Origin of the sequence: Bacteroides faecis, assembly GCF_020091505.1 — a bacterium.
GTDB classification, from domain to species: domain Bacteria; phylum Bacteroidota; class Bacteroidia; order Bacteroidales; family Bacteroidaceae; genus Bacteroides; species Bacteroides faecis.
The window spans coordinates 5832972-5847702 of the sequence record NZ_CP081916.1 but is presented as its reverse complement, the minus strand read 5'-3'; the positions used below and the strand labels follow the sequence as shown (position 1 = coordinate 5847702).

The window sequence follows — 14731 nt, the reverse complement described above, 5'->3', positions numbered from 1 at the left end:
GAGATAGTCTTTTATTTAGAGTGCACTATAATCAAAATTTAATTCCATATACTTACCCTGTTCAAGTTAAATAACGAGCAAATAGCTGCTTGGATAAAATGACTTGAATAGTCAAATTAGATACATTTACAAAGCGGGCAGAGTCATAAAATGGGAAAGGGCTAAAAACAGAAACGCCACAGGTATGATGTGATATACATCACCTTGTGACGTTTCTGTTTTTTTAAGATGTATTTGTCTGCTATTCTTACTTTTGAAGCAAGTATTCCCCTATTGAAAGATACCGGTCTTTGATTGTGGCATTTTCATTGAATCCATTCAGACAATGGAGCAAGGCTTTCTCCAAAGTGGTGTATCTGCGGTTAAAACATTGCGGATTGTCCAGGCAATAGGCATTCAAGGCATATCTGTATGGGGCATATTCAGGATTATCCTCTTTTGTGATTTTCACATGCCAAGGAAAGTGTATCCGCAGAGTGAATGACCGTGTTTCCCCTTTTGTAATCCGTTCCTCTTCCTCCAGCATTTTTTTCACGAGGGACCTGTCCAGCAACGGATATCCATATTCCCTGTAATGTTTGATATGGCAGCAATACTCCGTTGCGTATTGCTTCAATTCTTCCGGTCTTATACCATAGTGCTTCCCATAGAAAAGCAGCACTTCCCTGCCTGTTACGATAACGGGCTTTCCGTCCGCTTCATGTTTAAATACCTGCCGTTCCATCTTTTCCCTGTCTGTCAGCAAGGCAAAACCGAAACATTCCGTAAGGGTGAAACTTTCCCTGCCGGGAACGGACAGCCCAATAAGGCTTTCCAATGTGTGGCAGTAAAAGAAAATACCGTCATCGGCCATACCGGTGTCCGGTGAAAGCATAATTCTTACATCCTTGACCTGACCGCTGTCCCTTTGGACAATCCGGCAATTTGCGTAATGTGGCTCACAAGCATTCTCTTTCTTGAACCTGTGGTATTTCTCCAAAATTTCGTTCCGGATTTCCTCCTTGTCGGTCAGGGCAACTCCCAATCCGCAGTTTTCGCACCACCCGTAATAAAAAGCTTCGTCCGTGAAGTGGTCGAACTCTTTTGTGTTGGGGTTTACCATTGCCTCACACCTGACATTGGCCGATCCGCATCTGCTGCACACTATATTATTTTCCATTGTTCTTCTGCTTTACGGGCGACTCACGGCCGCCCTTGTCATACAATTCGGTTGTTATTCTCTTAATTTATCTTTACCCGGTTCATCAGCTGTCCCGAAATTTCATGCAGTTCCCGGCAGCGTTCTGGCTGCTGTTCCCTTGCAAAGGCGGTGATTCCCTGTGTCAGTTTCCATAGCGTGGCCCCGCCTGTAACTCCGTCGTCAGGATTGTTGTTCATCAGCAGTTTCTCGACCTCACGTCCCTCGTTTTTCAACAAGGCTCCTTTCTGCACCAGATTCTTCAGTTCCTTGTCGAAATCCACGTCTATCTCCGATGCTCCTTGAATTTCGATGGCCTTCTGCATGATGGTGTCTTTGCTGTACAGTCCTTTGGTCAGGTCGGAAACAGCCGATACGGTGGTCTGCGTGTCCAGTTCGTAGGTCTTTTGGGAGAGGGACAGGGATTCCGGCAGTCGGCCTCCAAGGTGTATCTGCCGCATGACGGACTCCCTGACCATCCCGTTCAGGCACGCCCCGTTGAGCAGGAACGACCGCATATCGACCGATCCGTTGCCATAGTCGGATGTGGAGAAGCGTGCTCCTGCGAAGATGATGACCGTTCCGTTCTTACGGGTGGGTATCTCTATCGGAGTGGGCAGGATTGTTTCACACCATACTTTCGTGTCGTTCATATAGGCATCGGACACGACCGCTCCCTGTCCTCCCGCCTCACGGATGAAAGCGGTCAGTATATCCACCGAGTTCAGCCGACGGTAGGAGTCCGACAATACGCCCCGGACTTCCATTCCTACCGCCCGTATCAGTACCCGTGTACGCTCGGTCCATCCCGAATGCTCGTTCAGGATGGTGGCGCACAACTGTTTCTGCCAAACATCCCCGGCGGAAAGCTCGCGCAGGTATTTGGCGGGAATGCCCATCTTCTCCGAAATCTGGCTTATGGCGTTGCCGTGCAGGTTGAAGTTCCCTTCGGGCATTGCCATCTGTACCCTTCCTTCCGCTTTGAAAGAGATAACGGGGCGTTCCTTGCTACGTTGGCTTACCCCGATGGGAGCGATGAAATCCTGCGCGATCCGTCCCTCACTGAGCAGACGGTTAATGGTGTCCATGACACCACCTTGCCTGCCTTCTATCATCCGCTGTACCTTGTTAATGACTACCTGGTTGAGGCCCTGCTGCTTCTGTACCGATGCAGCTGCCGGCATTACTGTTGTTTCCATAATACTATGTTTTTAATGTTGATGAATCAGAATTTATTCTTAGAGCTTGTCTTGGTTGTTTTAGCATGTCCCATGTATTTTTCTTCTGACAAACGGATATAATCCTCTTCGCTATATCCGGTCAGCCCGAACAGTTCATAATATCCGGGGAAAGTTTTTTTCCCCGCTTCCGGTATATGCATGCTGGTTCCCTTGTGGCAGCAGATGATATGCCGGACAAAGCGGTAACACTTGCAAAGATCAGCCACGACGGTATATTCGTTGTCCGTATGAGGTTCGTAATATCCACAGGAAAGATTGATACAGGATACTTCCAGACCGTTCCTTTTCAAAGCCGCCACATCTGTATTCAGTCCCTGTGCCGGCTTGTAGCCGTACTTCCGGACATCTATAGCTGAAATGAACTCGTTGGAGCAGAGCTTCATCCCATTGATTTGTGTTACCATATCCCCGTTCCCTTTCCGGTCACACTGAATCACGAAACGGCAATCGGAAAAGAAGGACATATCGGCATGGCTGCTGCCTATGCATCCCACCTCCTCCTGTACGAAGAAGGCACATTTCACCGTCTTGCAATCCTCCAGGCATTTCAGGCAGATCCAGATGCCGTTCTTGTCATCCGCACCGATTCCGGTCATCCGTTTACGCTTGTGATCATAGCCGACAATCATCGAGTCCGCCACAAGATGGGCTGCATAAGAGCCTGTCTTGCGCCGGTGTACCTCATCCATGTGCGCCACGACACAGGGGTAGCTTTCCCGGTTGCCTTTGACCGCATAGATGTTTCCGTACCTGTCTTGCCGGAAAGGAATCTCCATCCTTTTGAGTTCCTCTATGATGAATTTAGCCATCTTCCCCTCTCTGCCAGAGGGGGAAGAAATGCCGTAAAGAGCCATTAGTTTTTCCATGATAATGATATTTTAGGAAATGAACAATTTTTCGATTTGCAGGTATCGTCTGAATTCCGGTACGGGACGCCCTTTACGAAAGAGAAAAGACGGATATTTCTTTCCTTTATATTCCACTGATAATCCTTTCAGGACTTTCCCGAATACGGTAGATACATAGTACATATCCTGACAGTTCTTGCAGAATGCCGCATCCGGGAAGATATGTATCTTCCCGCATTTGGGACATACATATTTTTTCCTGTTTGCACACCCTTCCGTGCTCCGGCAGGTGGCTATGCTCGTGTCGCCCTCCGTATTTCTCAGTTCCAGGTTACCGTCCGTCAGATGAAGGCTGTAGAACGTGTCGAGGTAAGGCACCCCTTTCTTGTGCCACCTGCAGGCGGGCACTTTCACCGTCAAAGAGACCTGTATATTATCTCCGGCCGCCCATTCCTGCCCCTCAATGGGATTCAGTACGGTGAAATCCGTCGTATGTGTATAATCGTTGTATCTGCGTCGCAACAGGATGCCTGCCTCCTGCGCCTGCTTGCGGATCAGTTCGACGACGAATGCGTGTGAGGAATAGATACGATCCAGCAGGGAGGCGGCAATCGGTGTGTTTATTGATTTCCACAATGTTATCTCGTTCCATACAATGGCCCGTCCGACCACATTGCTGCTGTCATCCCTTGCCACGAGTATTTTGGCTCCTGCGAAATTGGCATAGAAATCCGCTGCATTACGGGCCTTGTCTTCATATCTCATACAGGAGTTGTGCAGGCTGGATTCGCTACCGTCAGATATGGGACTATAGTTGCTTTCCAGATAAGCCTCCATAAAATCGTTCATACTGTCATGCAGTCTGATTGTGACCTTGCTGTCCAGTGAGATGGCGCTGCAGAAATAGTTGATTTCATCGGGCTGGTACGGTCCCAGATTTTTGAACAGCTCGATAAACGTGGACGGTTCCAGATCTGTCCGGTTCTCCGGAAACCAGGGTGCCTGCGGATTGTTCCGGTCCGGGAAATTGGGATGGCCCAAGTCTTTGTTGCATGCCGTGAACACGATCCGGATTTTCTTGAACGTGCCGGCTTCCGTCCGTTTGCGTTTGGTGGAGAAAAAATTGTAGGACCCCCGTATGACTTCTTCCACCGGTACATTCTTTTTTACTTCCGAAAGGATATCTTTGGCTATCACACTTCCGTTTTCCGCCGCATGGGTCAGGCGGGATTTCAATTCGTTGCTAACATTCAGTTTCATAATCATTCGGTTTATTGTTTATAAATTCTGTTGTTTATATGGCAATTGTTTCTTGCCAGGCTGCATTTGGCGCAATTTCTCTTTCCGCTTTCTGAGCAGGTCAACGGACATGTTCCTGCTTGTCCGATATTCCTCCTCACTCATCCGGCGAATGGAGGGAATGCCCGTCCGGGTCAGCGTATGGTTTACCATCCAGCCGTCCATGAAGTTTTCGGGGCAGAGGCTGTCATGGTGGATGACCTCACCTATGCAGCCATGTACGAGCATGTTGCAAACGGTCATCAGGCAACAGGTACGGCTGACATCCTCTGCAACCAGATAATTACCCAGGTGGCGTACATGATATGCCAGCAGCAGCCTTCCGCTTCCGCATGTCGGGTCACAGATACGTTTTCCTGTCGCTGTCTCCCCCGAATCGGTACATAAGACCATCAGGTCGCAGATATCCGGCGGAGTGAAGAACTGTCCGTTCACCTGCCGACCGCTTTTGGAGGATATTGCCATGAAGAGGTCACCGAACGCATCAAACCATCCGCCGGATTGCAATTCCCGCTGCATGAGCCGTATCCATCCGGTAAGCATTTCCATAAAATGCCTGTTCTGCTGCCGTTTGTATTTCCAGTCCATAAGGGGCGGTGCGCCGGGAGAGAACCCGTGAATGACATAGCGCAGGAAATCGTTGAAAACGGATATCGGATCGTAGCCGTTCGAATAGGCGAAATCACAGACCATTTTCTCAAGCGGACGTATCGCCTGCGGTGTGTTGTATGGTACCATATTACTCTGATTTTTTATAGATTGTTACTATATGTCTTTTATGGTCAGTCTGTATCCTGACGGGAGAAATGCCAAGGAAAGAGAGATGGGTGTCCGCTTTCAGCATGTTCCATTCCCATGCGGGAAGTTCCTTCCATTCCATACGGTATGCCCAGAGTATGAACAGACCGGGACGGAATCCGTTGAAAAGCTTTCCGTGCAGAATCCCGACCAGCCGTTCCAGTTCTTCCCGCGAGTAAAGGGTGAATGCCTCATTCCGATAGACAAAGGCATCAGCCGGTTCAATATCCGGCTGACACTCGATGAGGTATCTCTTCCATTCTTTTGTGGTGTACTTTCCGTACAGAGGATCGGGTTCCGTGTATTTCCATGCCCTGACGAATGTGTGGAAGAGGACGGCACCGTTCCTGTGCCTTCCGGTATGCCCCCACATCCGGAACTGTTTGCTGCGTATGCCATCGGGAATCAGCAATTCCGGACCGGTTGTAACCCAAGGGCCTCCTTCGGTATTGTAACCGGTACACTTTTCATTTTCATGGCAAAAAGGTGTCTGTGGGAGAAGGCAGATATGAACTTCCCGGTCATCGCCCCTTTCAATGTGTGCCTGCGGATAATAGTCACCGCCACGGGTGATATAAGTGACAACGTCTCCTGCAGTCGGTAAACCGGCTCTTTCCCTGTCCTCCCGCATCCTTGAAATCAGCCGGTTCACCTTCTCCACATCACATTCCTTTATGGAGCAGGCACACCCTTCATGCCTGTTGAGCAGAGTCAGACTTTCCAGGTCATAAAAATTACCGTACTTCATATTGAGATCGTTTTTGTTGATACAATTTGACCTGACGGGCAACCATGTCGCAGAACTTCTGTCCGTTCTCCTTCTCGCTTCTGAAATAGGCAATCATGTCCCAGAGATTCCGATTGAAGTAGCCGGTCCATTTTTCGTAATAGTGACCTCCATAGACCTTTCCGAACGTTTCCTCGAAAAGTGCAGGAGTCAGCCCTTCATCCCCGTGGTGGTTGTATTGCCACAGGGAGACAAGCAGCAGCTGGTTATAATCCAGTGTTTCCATATCTGTTCTTTTTTAAGTAAAACATCGGCCTACATGGGTAGGCATTTTTATTTCTTGATGTCTTTCCTGTCTGTTTTCCGGGGATTGCGGCAAGGCTTGGCGAAAGAAAATACCGCAGCGAAGCGAGGATGATTTTCTTTCAGCCAACCCAGCCCCTGAAAGGGGCCGCCTTGCACAATCAGCCCGGAAAACGGCTATCTTTACAGCAAGAAATGAAAAAGCAGACCTCGGATTCTCTGTTCTGAAGTCTGCTTTTCGGTCATTGTCAAGTTTCATGTTTTTCAGGTATGTATCTGCCATCCGTGGAACGGCTGCAATGTTACGGCAAACGACCTGTCAGGTATTCCATGATAGAGCAGACCTCCCACGATACCTGTCCTTCCGTCGGGATAGTGCTGTGTGAAGCCGAACGAGTACGGGGCATGGTCATAGTAGAGTGAGATTTCGCAGGGATAATCAGGATTCCCTTCCCAACTCTTCAACCGTTCCAAGCACTTTTGAAGTGAGGTGTCACCGATGGATTCGGCATAGCGCTTTACGTTCTCGAAATGTTCTTCATTCAGGATTTTCATAACTTTTGTATTTTTATCAGTTAAACACGTCCGGCTCCGGGAGCCGGTATTTTTATTTCTCGCCTGCCTGACAGTCCCGTGGCCGTACCCGCAAGGTTTGGCGAAAGAAAATACCGCAGCGAAGCGAGGATGATTTTCTTTCAGCCAACCCCGCAGGGGCCTGACCTTGTACGGGTACACAGGACACGGGACTACCTTTGCAGGGTGGGAAATAAAATATACGGTTGTTTTTTGTTGTGGGATTTTGTGTGGATTCCTTAGATAATCTTCCTGATTTGTTCGCCATTGCCGGACAAATGCTGTATTTTTGCAATTTCTAATTTCAGGATTATGGAAAACTATGTAAAGAAAGCGGCGGATGCTTTCCTTGTGGAGCGTCCGTACGGTATGCGTGTGGATTACAGGAAGAAAGGATTCGTGCTGTTTAACCGTAACCTCAATGTGTTGGGAAATGCGGAACAGACCCGTCTGGAAGAACTACCTCTGGAGCGGTTCAATGTGGAGGAGATTCCGTTGGAGGGTGAAGTCGTGGAGGAACACGCGGGATTTACCGATGTATTCTTCTATACCGATCTGACCAATCCCTATGCCGGATATGTACTGAATTTGCAAAAGCTTAAAGCCTATAACCGGTTGATGTTTCCGCTGGCAATGGCGCTGAACCGTGAATTGTGAGGCCGGAAGCCGGTAGCGGTAACAGCTGCATGGAGCAGACCGTTACCGCCCCGGATTTAATTATTTGCCCTCTTTTTCTGTTATGAACGCCAGATAGACGGACACGGCCTTATGGCATCCGGTAAAGTCCGGAGTCCGGCAGCCCTTGATTTTCCGGAAACTGACGGTTCCGTTCCTGTCAATGCCCCTCACATGCCTGTTGAATGTCCCTTTGGTTCTGATATGGATGTCAAAACCGTCCCTTCCGGTGATTTCAAGGAACATTTCTCCCGTGATCCGTTCCCCGTCCAGGAATTTCTGTTTCTGTTCATTGAGCAGCCGCTGATGTTGCTCTTCCTGCACTTTGCGCTCTTCCGCCTCTTTCTCCTTCTGCTCCCTGCGTTTCTGCTCCTGTATTCTTTTATATTCCTCACGGGCTTGCACCAAGGGGGTGGTGTCAAGTCCGAGAGCTTCGAACACGCGGACGGAGATCAAATTGACGAAGGCTCCTCTTTCCGCACTTTGAAGCGTATCCGCAATCCAGTTCCTGCAATAGGTGGCGGCTTCCTCTCTGCAACCTTCTCCCTTGAGGAACCGGCGTGAATACTGCCCGCTAGAGAAATAAACGTTTTCAATCCGGCAGACCACATGGAAACAGTCATCGTCTTCATTCCCGTATTCGTTCTTTCTCGACAGGGAGAGATATACATTCTCCGCGTACGGCTCCAGTTCCATATAAGGAGCCACGACGGTATTCCCATCAGACTTGTACTTGAATACTTTTGCTTTCATACTATCGTTCAGTTTGTCGGTTGTTGCATATTTCATCTATAATCTCTTTCCCGCTTCTTTCACCCTTCAGGAAGGCAAGGAAGCGCCTCAAAAAGAGCCGGGCACAGTCAGTTCCCAGCTGGAAGCTTTCACCGTCTTTGGTAGCACATACAGCAAAACGCCCCAGTCCGAAACTGTCCTGTTGTGGTACGATGTGGTAAGACAAGTCCTCGCTTGCGTTGATGTGCAACCCACGACGGAAAACATAGAAAGTTTTCGGGATTCTTCTGTCGGTATCGATTTCCATACGCTTGTAACCGTGATGTTCCAATAATCGGCCCAGTTCCCTGTTTGTCGGAATTGTATGTCCGATCCAGTCCGGCCAGCTTATATTTTCTATTGTGTGTCCGTAATTGTCATATAATATGTTGAACTGTTCCTGGTATTCATCGTAAAATTCCCCGTTCCCGTTGCACATTTCCTCCAACGCGATGCCGTTTTTACGGACAAGGGCAAGGTCGCCCAGTCCGCACGCGATTTCATTGAGCAGCGTGCGTTCCTCATCCCTGTTCTTTGCCGTTCCGTAAATTCTAAGCCGGGAATATCGGTGTAGCGCCGAACGGGACGGCATATCCAGTTTTTCCCATATTCCATCGTTTCCTATAGCCTGTCTGGTGTTTCCCGGAAGTCCGTACCACCACTTGTCCAAATTGTTTGTATCCATAATTTCTGAATCAGATTGTTTTCAAATTCTGTTTTGAGTACCATGCCTGATACGCGGCGGCATACTCCTGACGTTCCCGTTCCAGGGAATTTCTCATTTCAGGGGTGTACCCGAGCAGGCGGATGTATCCTCCGTTATAGCCGGTGGGTTCGCACTTTATTCCGGCTTCCTCCAGTTTGTCGATGCGTTTTTGGGCCATTTTTGCGCTTGAATATTCCTTCGGCCAAAAATAGACTTCGCCCCGTGAGCCGAAACAGTCTTCCCCCAGAATTATTTCCCCGGCATACTTCCGGCTTTCGATGATGCCGAAACGCGCTTTGCCCAATGCCTGGCGCATTGCCTTGTGTGCCGGACCTTCCGGATGCTTGAATACCTCCGGCTTGTCTTTGCTGCCGAGTTTGGGCGGTTCCACCTTGTACGGCTGTTTGTAACTTCCGATTCCGAGCGTCAGGTAAAAGTTGGTATGAAAATAGTCCGTCATGGGGGCGCTGTCATCGAAATTGTACGACATGACGAAATCGCAGATATTCATCATTACATCCTTTGCCCTGTCCGTCAATGATTTGTCTGAATGGATATGATGGTGGTTGACATCGCCTTGAACTTTTCCGGACTCTTTGGTGAACGCCTCGAAATCCGCTTTCATCAACCGGATATGGATGGAGTGGTAATTCTCCCGTCTGGCAGAGAACTTGTATCCCGGATAGGTCTCCTTGAGCCATGCCCGTACCAGTCCCACGATTTCCGGAGCGTGCTGCCCCTTGTAATTGCGGCCTTTCCAGCGGTATTCGTTATACACATACCCGGTGTATTCCTTTGCCGTGGCTCCCGGATAGTCATATTCATATCCGGTTGAGGTCGAGGGAATATCCGGTTTTTCTTTCCAAGCCTCAAAAAGCCTTCCAAACTCGGTGGTCACCTGTTGCATGATTGCGGTGTCACCACCCTTGTCCGGGTGGTGCTCCAATGCCAGCCGGCGGTATTCTTTCTTCAAGTCCGCCAGAGAGTGTATGTTCTGAAAATAAGTCATAGCCATAAGTTTTTTATGCCCCTGCGAGGCGGTTGATAAAATATTCCCGGTAGTCAAGCTCAAGACCGAGGTTGAGACAGGCCGTTTCCATGTCATCTTCTCTCAGGTCGTCCGCCTCCTGCAATTCGCGCAGGTACCGTATTTCGGAGTCCAGGTATTCCTGTGCTTCCGTTTGACCGCAACCGCATGAGTTGCAGATCAGACTGATAATGTTTCCCTGCATGCTGTTTGATTTTTTATGTTTCTGTTCCTGTTTCTGAGGCCTCGTCCGTCATATATCGAGACGGCCCGTTCCACCAGAATCCTGCGGTTGTCTTCCGAGAGTTCCAGGTAGAACCGTTCCGCCGCGCCGAATGTGCCCTTGTCTGTCGCCACGCACCATTTTTCCCAGAAATGCGGGTACATGCCGCCATACACGGCTTTGCATTCCTCCTCGCTCCAGGCGTTCCACATGTAGTAGAAGAAACTGGAGACGGTATTTTCCGCTTGATATTTCATGGTTCTTCTATTTGTGATTCTACATTGTTTGTTTCTCTCAGTTGATGCCACACAGCCTCATACATCTCATGAAGCCAGTCTATGTTCTTTGCGCCGAGTTCAAACGGGCTGTGACACTGCACCTCGTCACCGCTTTCTTTCTCTTCGGCAAGGACGGTCAGGCTGTCCGCCGTTACCCGGAGTCCTGTCACCCTGCATTCATATGGTTCTCCGTTCTTGCCAAACCATATCACCCAGACCGGATCATAATCCTCTTCCGGAAGACGAATTTCTTTCATGCAGTGAGCATGGAGCAACTGCCGTATCGCGTCGATGATGTCCCCCCGCAGTTCCTTGATCCTGCCGCTGAAATCAACGGCTTCTGACGGTAAACTTCCTTTTCCGCCTCTTTCCTGCAAGGAGAGAATCCGCGTGTCGGGATGGATACAGAAATCCCACTCCAACACTTCATCGTCATCGCGTGTCGTGTGGATATCGCCGCCCAAAACAAGACCGCAATCGTCATTTACCATTCTTTTTGCTTCATCGCGGTCTTCTGCCGCTACCGTGTAAGTGCCCTCGAAGGAATACCTTACTCTTATGTCATATCTTTTCATGATTCTTTCCATTTGATTGTTGATACCAGATTCATTGCCCGGAAGGATTACCGGATATTCAATATTGCGCTAAAGACATGTGGGTCAAGCCTGTAAAACGTCGGAAGGTTAAGTGTGACCATCGGGTAGCTTACCCAGCCGCTCTGACGTTTATAGCCTGTATCCTCAGCCAATTTGTTGGACAGAAGGAACTCCATGGCATCAGGATTGTTGTTGATGTCCACGAATGCCCTGTCAGGCAGTGAGAATGCCGCCTTATCTTCCAGGTTAACCGTCAGGACCGTGTATATCTCATGGGTCACGGGATCTTTCAGAGACAATGCCGGCCAGCCGTTATGGTATATTTCAATCACGATTGAGAGACGGCTTTCCTGATACAGGAAAGTCTCTTCCATGGACGGATGGTCGCATTTGATAATTTCAAAATCATCCTCCCCTTTGGTAAATGTCACCATCGGATAGGATACATCGACAAAACATTCCTCTTCCCGGTAACAGAGATGTTCTTTTCCCTCTGAACGGATTATAGCCAATCGGGTGTTCATATTCGTAACTGGTTTTAAAATTATTGACTTGCAAGTTAATTGGTCGGAATTCACCTGCTTGTTTCTTTAAACGTGTGATTGTCACCGCCTGCGGACATTTGGGAGAGTTGCTGTCTCACCGCCTTGATTTTCCCGATCAGTTCGTCCTCCCTTCGGAATGAGGGGGTACATTTGGTACGCCTCATCCCGGCTCCCCAGGGGATGCCGCCGCATACTTTTCTCAGGCGTGCCTTTTCGCTTTCCAAGGCCGACTCCAGACGGGCCAACCTGCGTCGCAACGATTCTTCGGTCACAGTTCTCATGATCTCATTGTTTTTTTAGTATGGTGACGGATCGGAAAGACAGTCACCATACCGTCGTTATGTGTCACGTTATATTTTAGCTTTTTCCCTTTTGATGCCTCTCAGGACGTACAACAGGTGTAGGAACAGCTCCCTGTCGTAAATCCGGAAGAAGAACGGCTCGCCTGTTTCCCTGACCGTTCCGGTAAACGACACGGACTCCCGGTTCACGGGATATTGGAAGAAGTTGCCGTTTGCCAGCAGGGTGTGCTTTTTCTTCATCACTTCGCCTAGGAACCTGTCCATATCGTCGTTTCCCTCATAGCCGGAGAAGTAGAGGAAATGATGACGGCGCAGGCTTCGCAGGATTTTGGCGGTTTCCAGCCTCACATCCCTGCCTGACGATTCGTCCGTTCCTCTCATCAGGTTGCAGATGAACTTTTTCTCGCCATTTATGTCAAGAAACAGATAAGGAACTATAATTATAGAGGCATGCCGTGCGTGGCCGGAGATGACCATCGGCTTTTCTTTCTGGATGTCTCCTTTGAAGGTAATGTTCCGGTAATGGTTGTCCATCTGCCGTTCCAGCTCCTTCCTTGGCGTGGTAACGGAGCGGAGTCCCGTGAAGTAGCGTCCGCCCGCCCGGAAACAGAACCGGTAGATGTCCGCATGATAAGGCTCTCCCAGGAAAAAGAAATTCCGGGTATGGCGGATGGGGGGCAAGACATCCATGTAGTCGAAATATCTTTCTTCCGTAATCTCACTGAACGGGGCGCAGAGGGATTGCAGGTGGATGCGTATCATTTTGCGGACGGTATTTCCGGACACGGCTGTGAGACACGGGTTCTTTTCCCTGTCTCTCAGTTCCTCCAGTGTCTCATGGTGGTAGTCGCCGTGTATTCCGTCAGACATGGTGGTCACGCAGCTGCCGTCAAAACTGCGTGAATCGACTACGAATTTCAGTTTGTCGTTATTCATGGTTCAGATGTTTTGAAGGTTCAACACTCTTTTGGCGGCACTGAGGGCATTGGAGGTGAGCTGCCGTTGCCATGCCTTGTTTTTGGGTGACCAGCGGAATCCGGAGGATTTCAGTTCCTTTCGTCTGCTGTCTTCAGGAATCCTGTCAAACAGGATCTGAAGGCGGTCTTCCCCATAGTTCCATACAAGTGTCCCGCCCTCGAACGGCACTTCCTTGTTTTCCCGGCTTTGCATCGCTTTCAGCTTTTCGCGCATCCGTTCCGCCAGTTCCGGCAATTGGAAGAATTTGTTTCTCGGTGTGATGACGGGTTTCTTCACCCTTGCGTTATATTCGGAAATGAAGTCCACGGCCCTACGGACGATTTCCACTTCCCCGTGATTGGCCAAAGTGGATACCTTGTTCAGGATGCTGCTGACAAACAGGGCACGGCTATAGCCCCGGCATTGTCCGGTATCAATCCCGTGGATGGTATCGGCACTGCTCTTGATGTCGCGTTTGAGCGTCTGCCATGCCTTTTCCTGTTTCTCTTCCTCCGGTCGTGCGGCTTCCTTTTTCCGTCTGACGGTTTCAAGAACTTTTTTCCGCCAATTGCGGAATTCTTCGTAACGGTTCTGATAGCTTCTGTTCGTTTTTTCCTGCCTGTAGTAATCAAATCCGCTCCGTCCCGTCACCATCGGGTTGGCACAGCGGGAGAGGACCGAGAGCTGGGCGGACAACTTCTGCCGGTAGGCGGCGATGTATGTATCCCGTTCCTCTTCCGGCATGAGTTGCAGGTCGTTGTGCAGCCCCTCTCCGTAAATCATGATGTCCGTCTCGCCGCGAATCTCCGGATTGAAGGAACTCCAGGCGTATGCGTCGCAAGCCTGTTTCCACATATCATCCAAATAGGCAGGATGTTTGAATGCTACGGCTTCCCAGTCTTTGAAGTCCTTGGAATGCAATTCATTGTGATCTTCCGGATTTCCGTACAGGTGTACATAGTTGCCCGTTCCATGATGCTCCTTTCTGAAATGGAACGGTACGGGGGGATAGTCCGTACCTTTTTTCCGGATCATCGTGACCCTGTGTGCATTCTCTATGGTAAGGTCTGCTACTTGCTCTTCGCAGACCTTTGCTGTTGTTTCATTCATAATCATTACTTTTTTAAATGTCAGCCGTAAATCATTTCTTCCAGTTCATCGTCCGTCAACAGGCGGATCTCTTCGTCCGAACAATAGTAAGCGATTTCTTCGTCCAAATCGAATGCTGTCGGATCAAGGCTTCTGATGCCATCCAGCAGTTCCTGTTCCAGTCTTTCTACGGAAACCAGATAGTTCCCATCTTTGCCTTGCACTTCCCGTGCAGGATAGCTCATTTCCCGATAAACCAACATCGTCATTTCCGGATTGGCTTCCTGCTGTCCTTTGCTTGTCGTCTTTCTGTTCATACCTTTATTTTTTTAAGTTTGACATGATCGGCTCCATGGAGCCGGATTTTCGTTTTCTTACTTGCCTGGCTGTCTTTTGTCGGGGATTGAGCAAGGCTTGGCAAAAGAAAATACCGCAGCGAAGCGAGGATGATTTTCTTTTAGCCAACCAGCCCCTGAAAGGGGCCGCCTTGCGCAATCAACCCGACAAATGGCTATATTTGCAGGTAAGAAATTGAAAGGACGGCAGGATATTGTGAATTATAGATTACAAAAAAAGCCATCCCTAGGGGGACGGCT

Annotated in this window: 21 protein-coding genes; 2 read left to right on the top strand and 19 right to left on the bottom strand. The window is 49.2% G+C overall.

Annotated elements, in window-relative coordinates; genetic code table 11:
• Positions 1-247: 247 nt before the first annotated feature.
• The 8 genes from K6V30_RS23300 to K6V30_RS23265 form a co-directional block, all read right to left on the bottom strand.
• Positions 248-1102, bottom strand: a complete 855-nt coding sequence (locus K6V30_RS23300; RefSeq protein ID WP_051135271.1) for a hypothetical protein — start codon at positions 1100-1102, stop codon at positions 248-250.
• Positions 1103-1221: 119 nt separating this feature from the next.
• Entirely contained in the window at positions 1222-2376 is a 1155-nt protein-coding gene (locus K6V30_RS23295; protein ID WP_005858674.1) for a hypothetical protein, read from the bottom strand.
• 26 nt (positions 2377-2402) lie between these two features.
• Entirely contained in the window at positions 2403-3284 is an 882-nt protein-coding gene (locus K6V30_RS23290; RefSeq protein WP_005858676.1) for a hypothetical protein, read from the bottom strand.
• Positions 3285-3296: 12 nt separating this feature from the next.
• Positions 3297-4532, bottom strand: a complete 1236-nt coding sequence (locus K6V30_RS23285) for a hypothetical protein (protein ID WP_005858677.1) — start codon at positions 4530-4532, stop codon at positions 3297-3299.
• Positions 4533-4544: 12 nt separating this feature from the next.
• Positions 4545-5303 carry an N-6 DNA methylase gene (locus tag K6V30_RS23280; RefSeq protein ID WP_005858679.1) on the bottom strand — a complete coding sequence of 253 codons (759 nt, stop codon included), beginning with the start codon at positions 5301-5303 and terminating at the stop codon, positions 4545-4547.
• A 1-nt stretch (position 5304) separates the two neighbouring features.
• A complete protein-coding gene (locus K6V30_RS23275) occupies positions 5305-6111 on the bottom strand; it encodes a DUF4121 family protein (RefSeq protein WP_005858681.1) in 807 nt (268 codons plus the stop codon).
• On the bottom strand, positions 6098-6376 hold the full coding sequence (locus K6V30_RS23270) for a hypothetical protein (RefSeq protein ID WP_005858683.1): 279 nt from the start codon (positions 6374-6376) through the stop codon (positions 6098-6100). Before K6V30_RS23270 ends, K6V30_RS23275 begins: the two co-directional genes overlap by 14 nt.
• Positions 6377-6657: 281 nt before the next feature.
• Positions 6658-6948, bottom strand: a complete 291-nt coding sequence (locus tag K6V30_RS23265) for a DUF4120 family protein (protein WP_005858685.1) — start codon at positions 6946-6948, stop codon at positions 6658-6660.
• Positions 6949-7278: 330 nt separating this feature from the next.
• On the opposite strand from K6V30_RS23265, the gene K6V30_RS23260 reads away from it, so the two are divergent.
• Positions 7279-7623: a hypothetical protein gene (locus K6V30_RS23260; protein ID WP_005802669.1), complete on the top strand. Its 345-nt coding sequence runs from the start codon at positions 7279-7281 to the stop codon at positions 7621-7623.
• Between the two features lie 60 nt (positions 7624-7683).
• On the opposite strand, the gene K6V30_RS23255 is transcribed toward K6V30_RS23260, so the two are convergent.
• The 11 genes from K6V30_RS23255 to K6V30_RS23205 all read right to left on the bottom strand — a co-directional run bounded on the left by K6V30_RS23255 (position 7684) and on the right by K6V30_RS23205 (position 14452).
• The gene (locus tag K6V30_RS23255) at positions 7684-8394 is read right to left on the bottom strand and encodes a hypothetical protein (protein ID WP_005858688.1); all 711 of its coding nucleotides are present in this window, start codon (positions 8392-8394) and stop codon (positions 7684-7686) included.
• 1 nt (position 8395) lies between these two features.
• On the bottom strand, positions 8396-9097 hold the full coding sequence (locus K6V30_RS23250; RefSeq protein WP_005802671.1) for a hypothetical protein: 702 nt from the start codon (positions 9095-9097) through the stop codon (positions 8396-8398).
• A gap of 10 nt (positions 9098-9107) precedes the next feature.
• Positions 9108-10127: an LPD29 domain-containing protein gene (locus K6V30_RS23245; protein WP_005802672.1), complete on the bottom strand. Its 1020-nt coding sequence runs from the start codon at positions 10125-10127 to the stop codon at positions 9108-9110.
• A 13-nt stretch (positions 10128-10140) separates the two neighbouring features.
• A complete protein-coding gene (locus tag K6V30_RS23240; RefSeq protein WP_005858690.1) occupies positions 10141-10350 on the bottom strand; it encodes a hypothetical protein in 210 nt (69 codons plus the stop codon).
• Positions 10326-10625: a hypothetical protein gene (locus tag K6V30_RS23235; protein WP_005802675.1), complete on the bottom strand. Its 300-nt coding sequence runs from the start codon at positions 10623-10625 to the stop codon at positions 10326-10328. Before K6V30_RS23235 ends, K6V30_RS23240 begins: the two co-directional genes overlap by 25 nt.
• The gene (locus K6V30_RS23230; protein ID WP_005858692.1) at positions 10622-11221 is read right to left on the bottom strand and encodes a hypothetical protein; all 600 of its coding nucleotides are present in this window, start codon (positions 11219-11221) and stop codon (positions 10622-10624) included. Before K6V30_RS23230 ends, K6V30_RS23235 begins: the two co-directional genes overlap by 4 nt.
• Positions 11222-11268: 47 nt before the next feature.
• The gene (locus K6V30_RS23225) at positions 11269-11766 is read right to left on the bottom strand and encodes a DUF4313 domain-containing protein (protein WP_005858694.1); all 498 of its coding nucleotides are present in this window, start codon (positions 11764-11766) and stop codon (positions 11269-11271) included.
• A 50-nt stretch (positions 11767-11816) separates the two neighbouring features.
• On the bottom strand, positions 11817-12068 hold the full coding sequence (locus tag K6V30_RS23220; RefSeq protein ID WP_005858696.1) for a hypothetical protein: 252 nt from the start codon (positions 12066-12068) through the stop codon (positions 11817-11819).
• Positions 12069-12137: 69 nt separating this feature from the next.
• Positions 12138-13025 carry a hypothetical protein gene (locus K6V30_RS23215; RefSeq protein WP_005858698.1) on the bottom strand — a complete coding sequence of 296 codons (888 nt, stop codon included), beginning with the start codon at positions 13023-13025 and terminating at the stop codon, positions 12138-12140.
• A gap of 3 nt (positions 13026-13028) precedes the next feature.
• Positions 13029-14156, bottom strand: a complete 1128-nt coding sequence (locus tag K6V30_RS23210) for a hypothetical protein (RefSeq protein WP_005858700.1) — start codon at positions 14154-14156, stop codon at positions 13029-13031.
• A 20-nt stretch (positions 14157-14176) separates the two neighbouring features.
• Positions 14177-14452 carry a hypothetical protein gene (locus tag K6V30_RS23205; RefSeq protein WP_005858702.1) on the bottom strand — a complete coding sequence of 92 codons (276 nt, stop codon included), beginning with the start codon at positions 14450-14452 and terminating at the stop codon, positions 14177-14179.
• 35 nt (positions 14453-14487) lie between these two features.
• Between K6V30_RS23205 and K6V30_RS23200 the strand changes: the two genes are divergently transcribed.
• On the top strand, positions 14488-14670 hold the full coding sequence (locus tag K6V30_RS23200) for a hypothetical protein (RefSeq protein WP_224207212.1): 183 nt from the start codon (positions 14488-14490) through the stop codon (positions 14668-14670).
• The last annotated feature ends 61 nt before the right edge of the window (positions 14671-14731 follow it).

Excerpts from the sequence above, each read along its gene's own strand:
- K6V30_RS23215 (WP_005858698.1), bottom strand. The coding sequence starts at position 13,025 with ATGAATAACGACAAACTGAAATTCGTAGTCGATTCACGCAGTTTTGAC.
- K6V30_RS23290 (WP_005858676.1), bottom strand. The coding sequence starts at position 3,284 with ATGGAAAAACTAATGGCTCTTTACGGCATTTCTTCCCCCTCTGGCAGA.
- K6V30_RS23245 (WP_005802672.1), bottom strand. The coding sequence starts at position 10,127 with ATGACTTATTTTCAGAACATACACTCTCTGGCGGACTTGAAGAAAGAA.
- K6V30_RS23270 (WP_005858683.1), bottom strand. The coding sequence starts at position 6,376 with ATGGAAACACTGGATTATAACCAGCTGCTGCTTGTCTCCCTGTGGCAA.
- K6V30_RS23295 (WP_005858674.1), bottom strand. The coding sequence starts at position 2,376 with ATGGAAACAACAGTAATGCCGGCAGCTGCATCGGTACAGAAGCAGCAG.
- K6V30_RS23220 (WP_005858696.1), bottom strand. The coding sequence starts at position 12,068 with ATGAGAACTGTGACCGAAGAATCGTTGCGACGCAGGTTGGCCCGTCTG.
- K6V30_RS23250 (WP_005802671.1), bottom strand. The coding sequence starts at position 9,097 with ATGGATACAAACAATTTGGACAAGTGGTGGTACGGACTTCCGGGAAAC.
- K6V30_RS23230 (WP_005858692.1), bottom strand. The coding sequence starts at position 11,221 with ATGAAAAGATATGACATAAGAGTAAGGTATTCCTTCGAGGGCACTTAC.
- K6V30_RS23285 (WP_005858677.1), bottom strand. The coding sequence starts at position 4,532 with ATGATTATGAAACTGAATGTTAGCAACGAATTGAAATCCCGCCTGACC.
- K6V30_RS23235 (WP_005802675.1), bottom strand. The coding sequence starts at position 10,625 with ATGAAATATCAAGCGGAAAATACCGTCTCCAGTTTCTTCTACTACATG.
- K6V30_RS23255 (WP_005858688.1), bottom strand. The coding sequence starts at position 8,394 with ATGAAAGCAAAAGTATTCAAGTACAAGTCTGATGGGAATACCGTCGTG.
- K6V30_RS23280 (WP_005858679.1), bottom strand. The coding sequence starts at position 5,303 with ATGGTACCATACAACACACCGCAGGCGATACGTCCGCTTGAGAAAATG.
- K6V30_RS23240 (WP_005858690.1), bottom strand. The coding sequence starts at position 10,350 with ATGCAGGGAAACATTATCAGTCTGATCTGCAACTCATGCGGTTGCGGT.
- K6V30_RS23200 (WP_224207212.1), top strand. The coding sequence starts at position 14,488 with ATGGAGCCGGATTTTCGTTTTCTTACTTGCCTGGCTGTCTTTTGTCGG.
- K6V30_RS23205 (WP_005858702.1), bottom strand. The coding sequence starts at position 14,452 with ATGAACAGAAAGACGACAAGCAAAGGACAGCAGGAAGCCAATCCGGAA.
- K6V30_RS23260 (WP_005802669.1), top strand. The coding sequence starts at position 7,279 with ATGGAAAACTATGTAAAGAAAGCGGCGGATGCTTTCCTTGTGGAGCGT.
- K6V30_RS23300 (WP_051135271.1), bottom strand. The coding sequence starts at position 1,102 with ATGGTAAACCCCAACACAAAAGAGTTCGACCACTTCACGGACGAAGCT.
- K6V30_RS23275 (WP_005858681.1), bottom strand. The coding sequence starts at position 6,111 with ATGAAGTACGGTAATTTTTATGACCTGGAAAGTCTGACTCTGCTCAAC.
- K6V30_RS23210 (WP_005858700.1), bottom strand. The coding sequence starts at position 14,156 with ATGAATGAAACAACAGCAAAGGTCTGCGAAGAGCAAGTAGCAGACCTT.
- K6V30_RS23265 (WP_005858685.1), bottom strand. The coding sequence starts at position 6,948 with ATGAAAATCCTGAATGAAGAACATTTCGAGAACGTAAAGCGCTATGCC.
- K6V30_RS23225 (WP_005858694.1), bottom strand. The coding sequence starts at position 11,766 with ATGAACACCCGATTGGCTATAATCCGTTCAGAGGGAAAAGAACATCTC.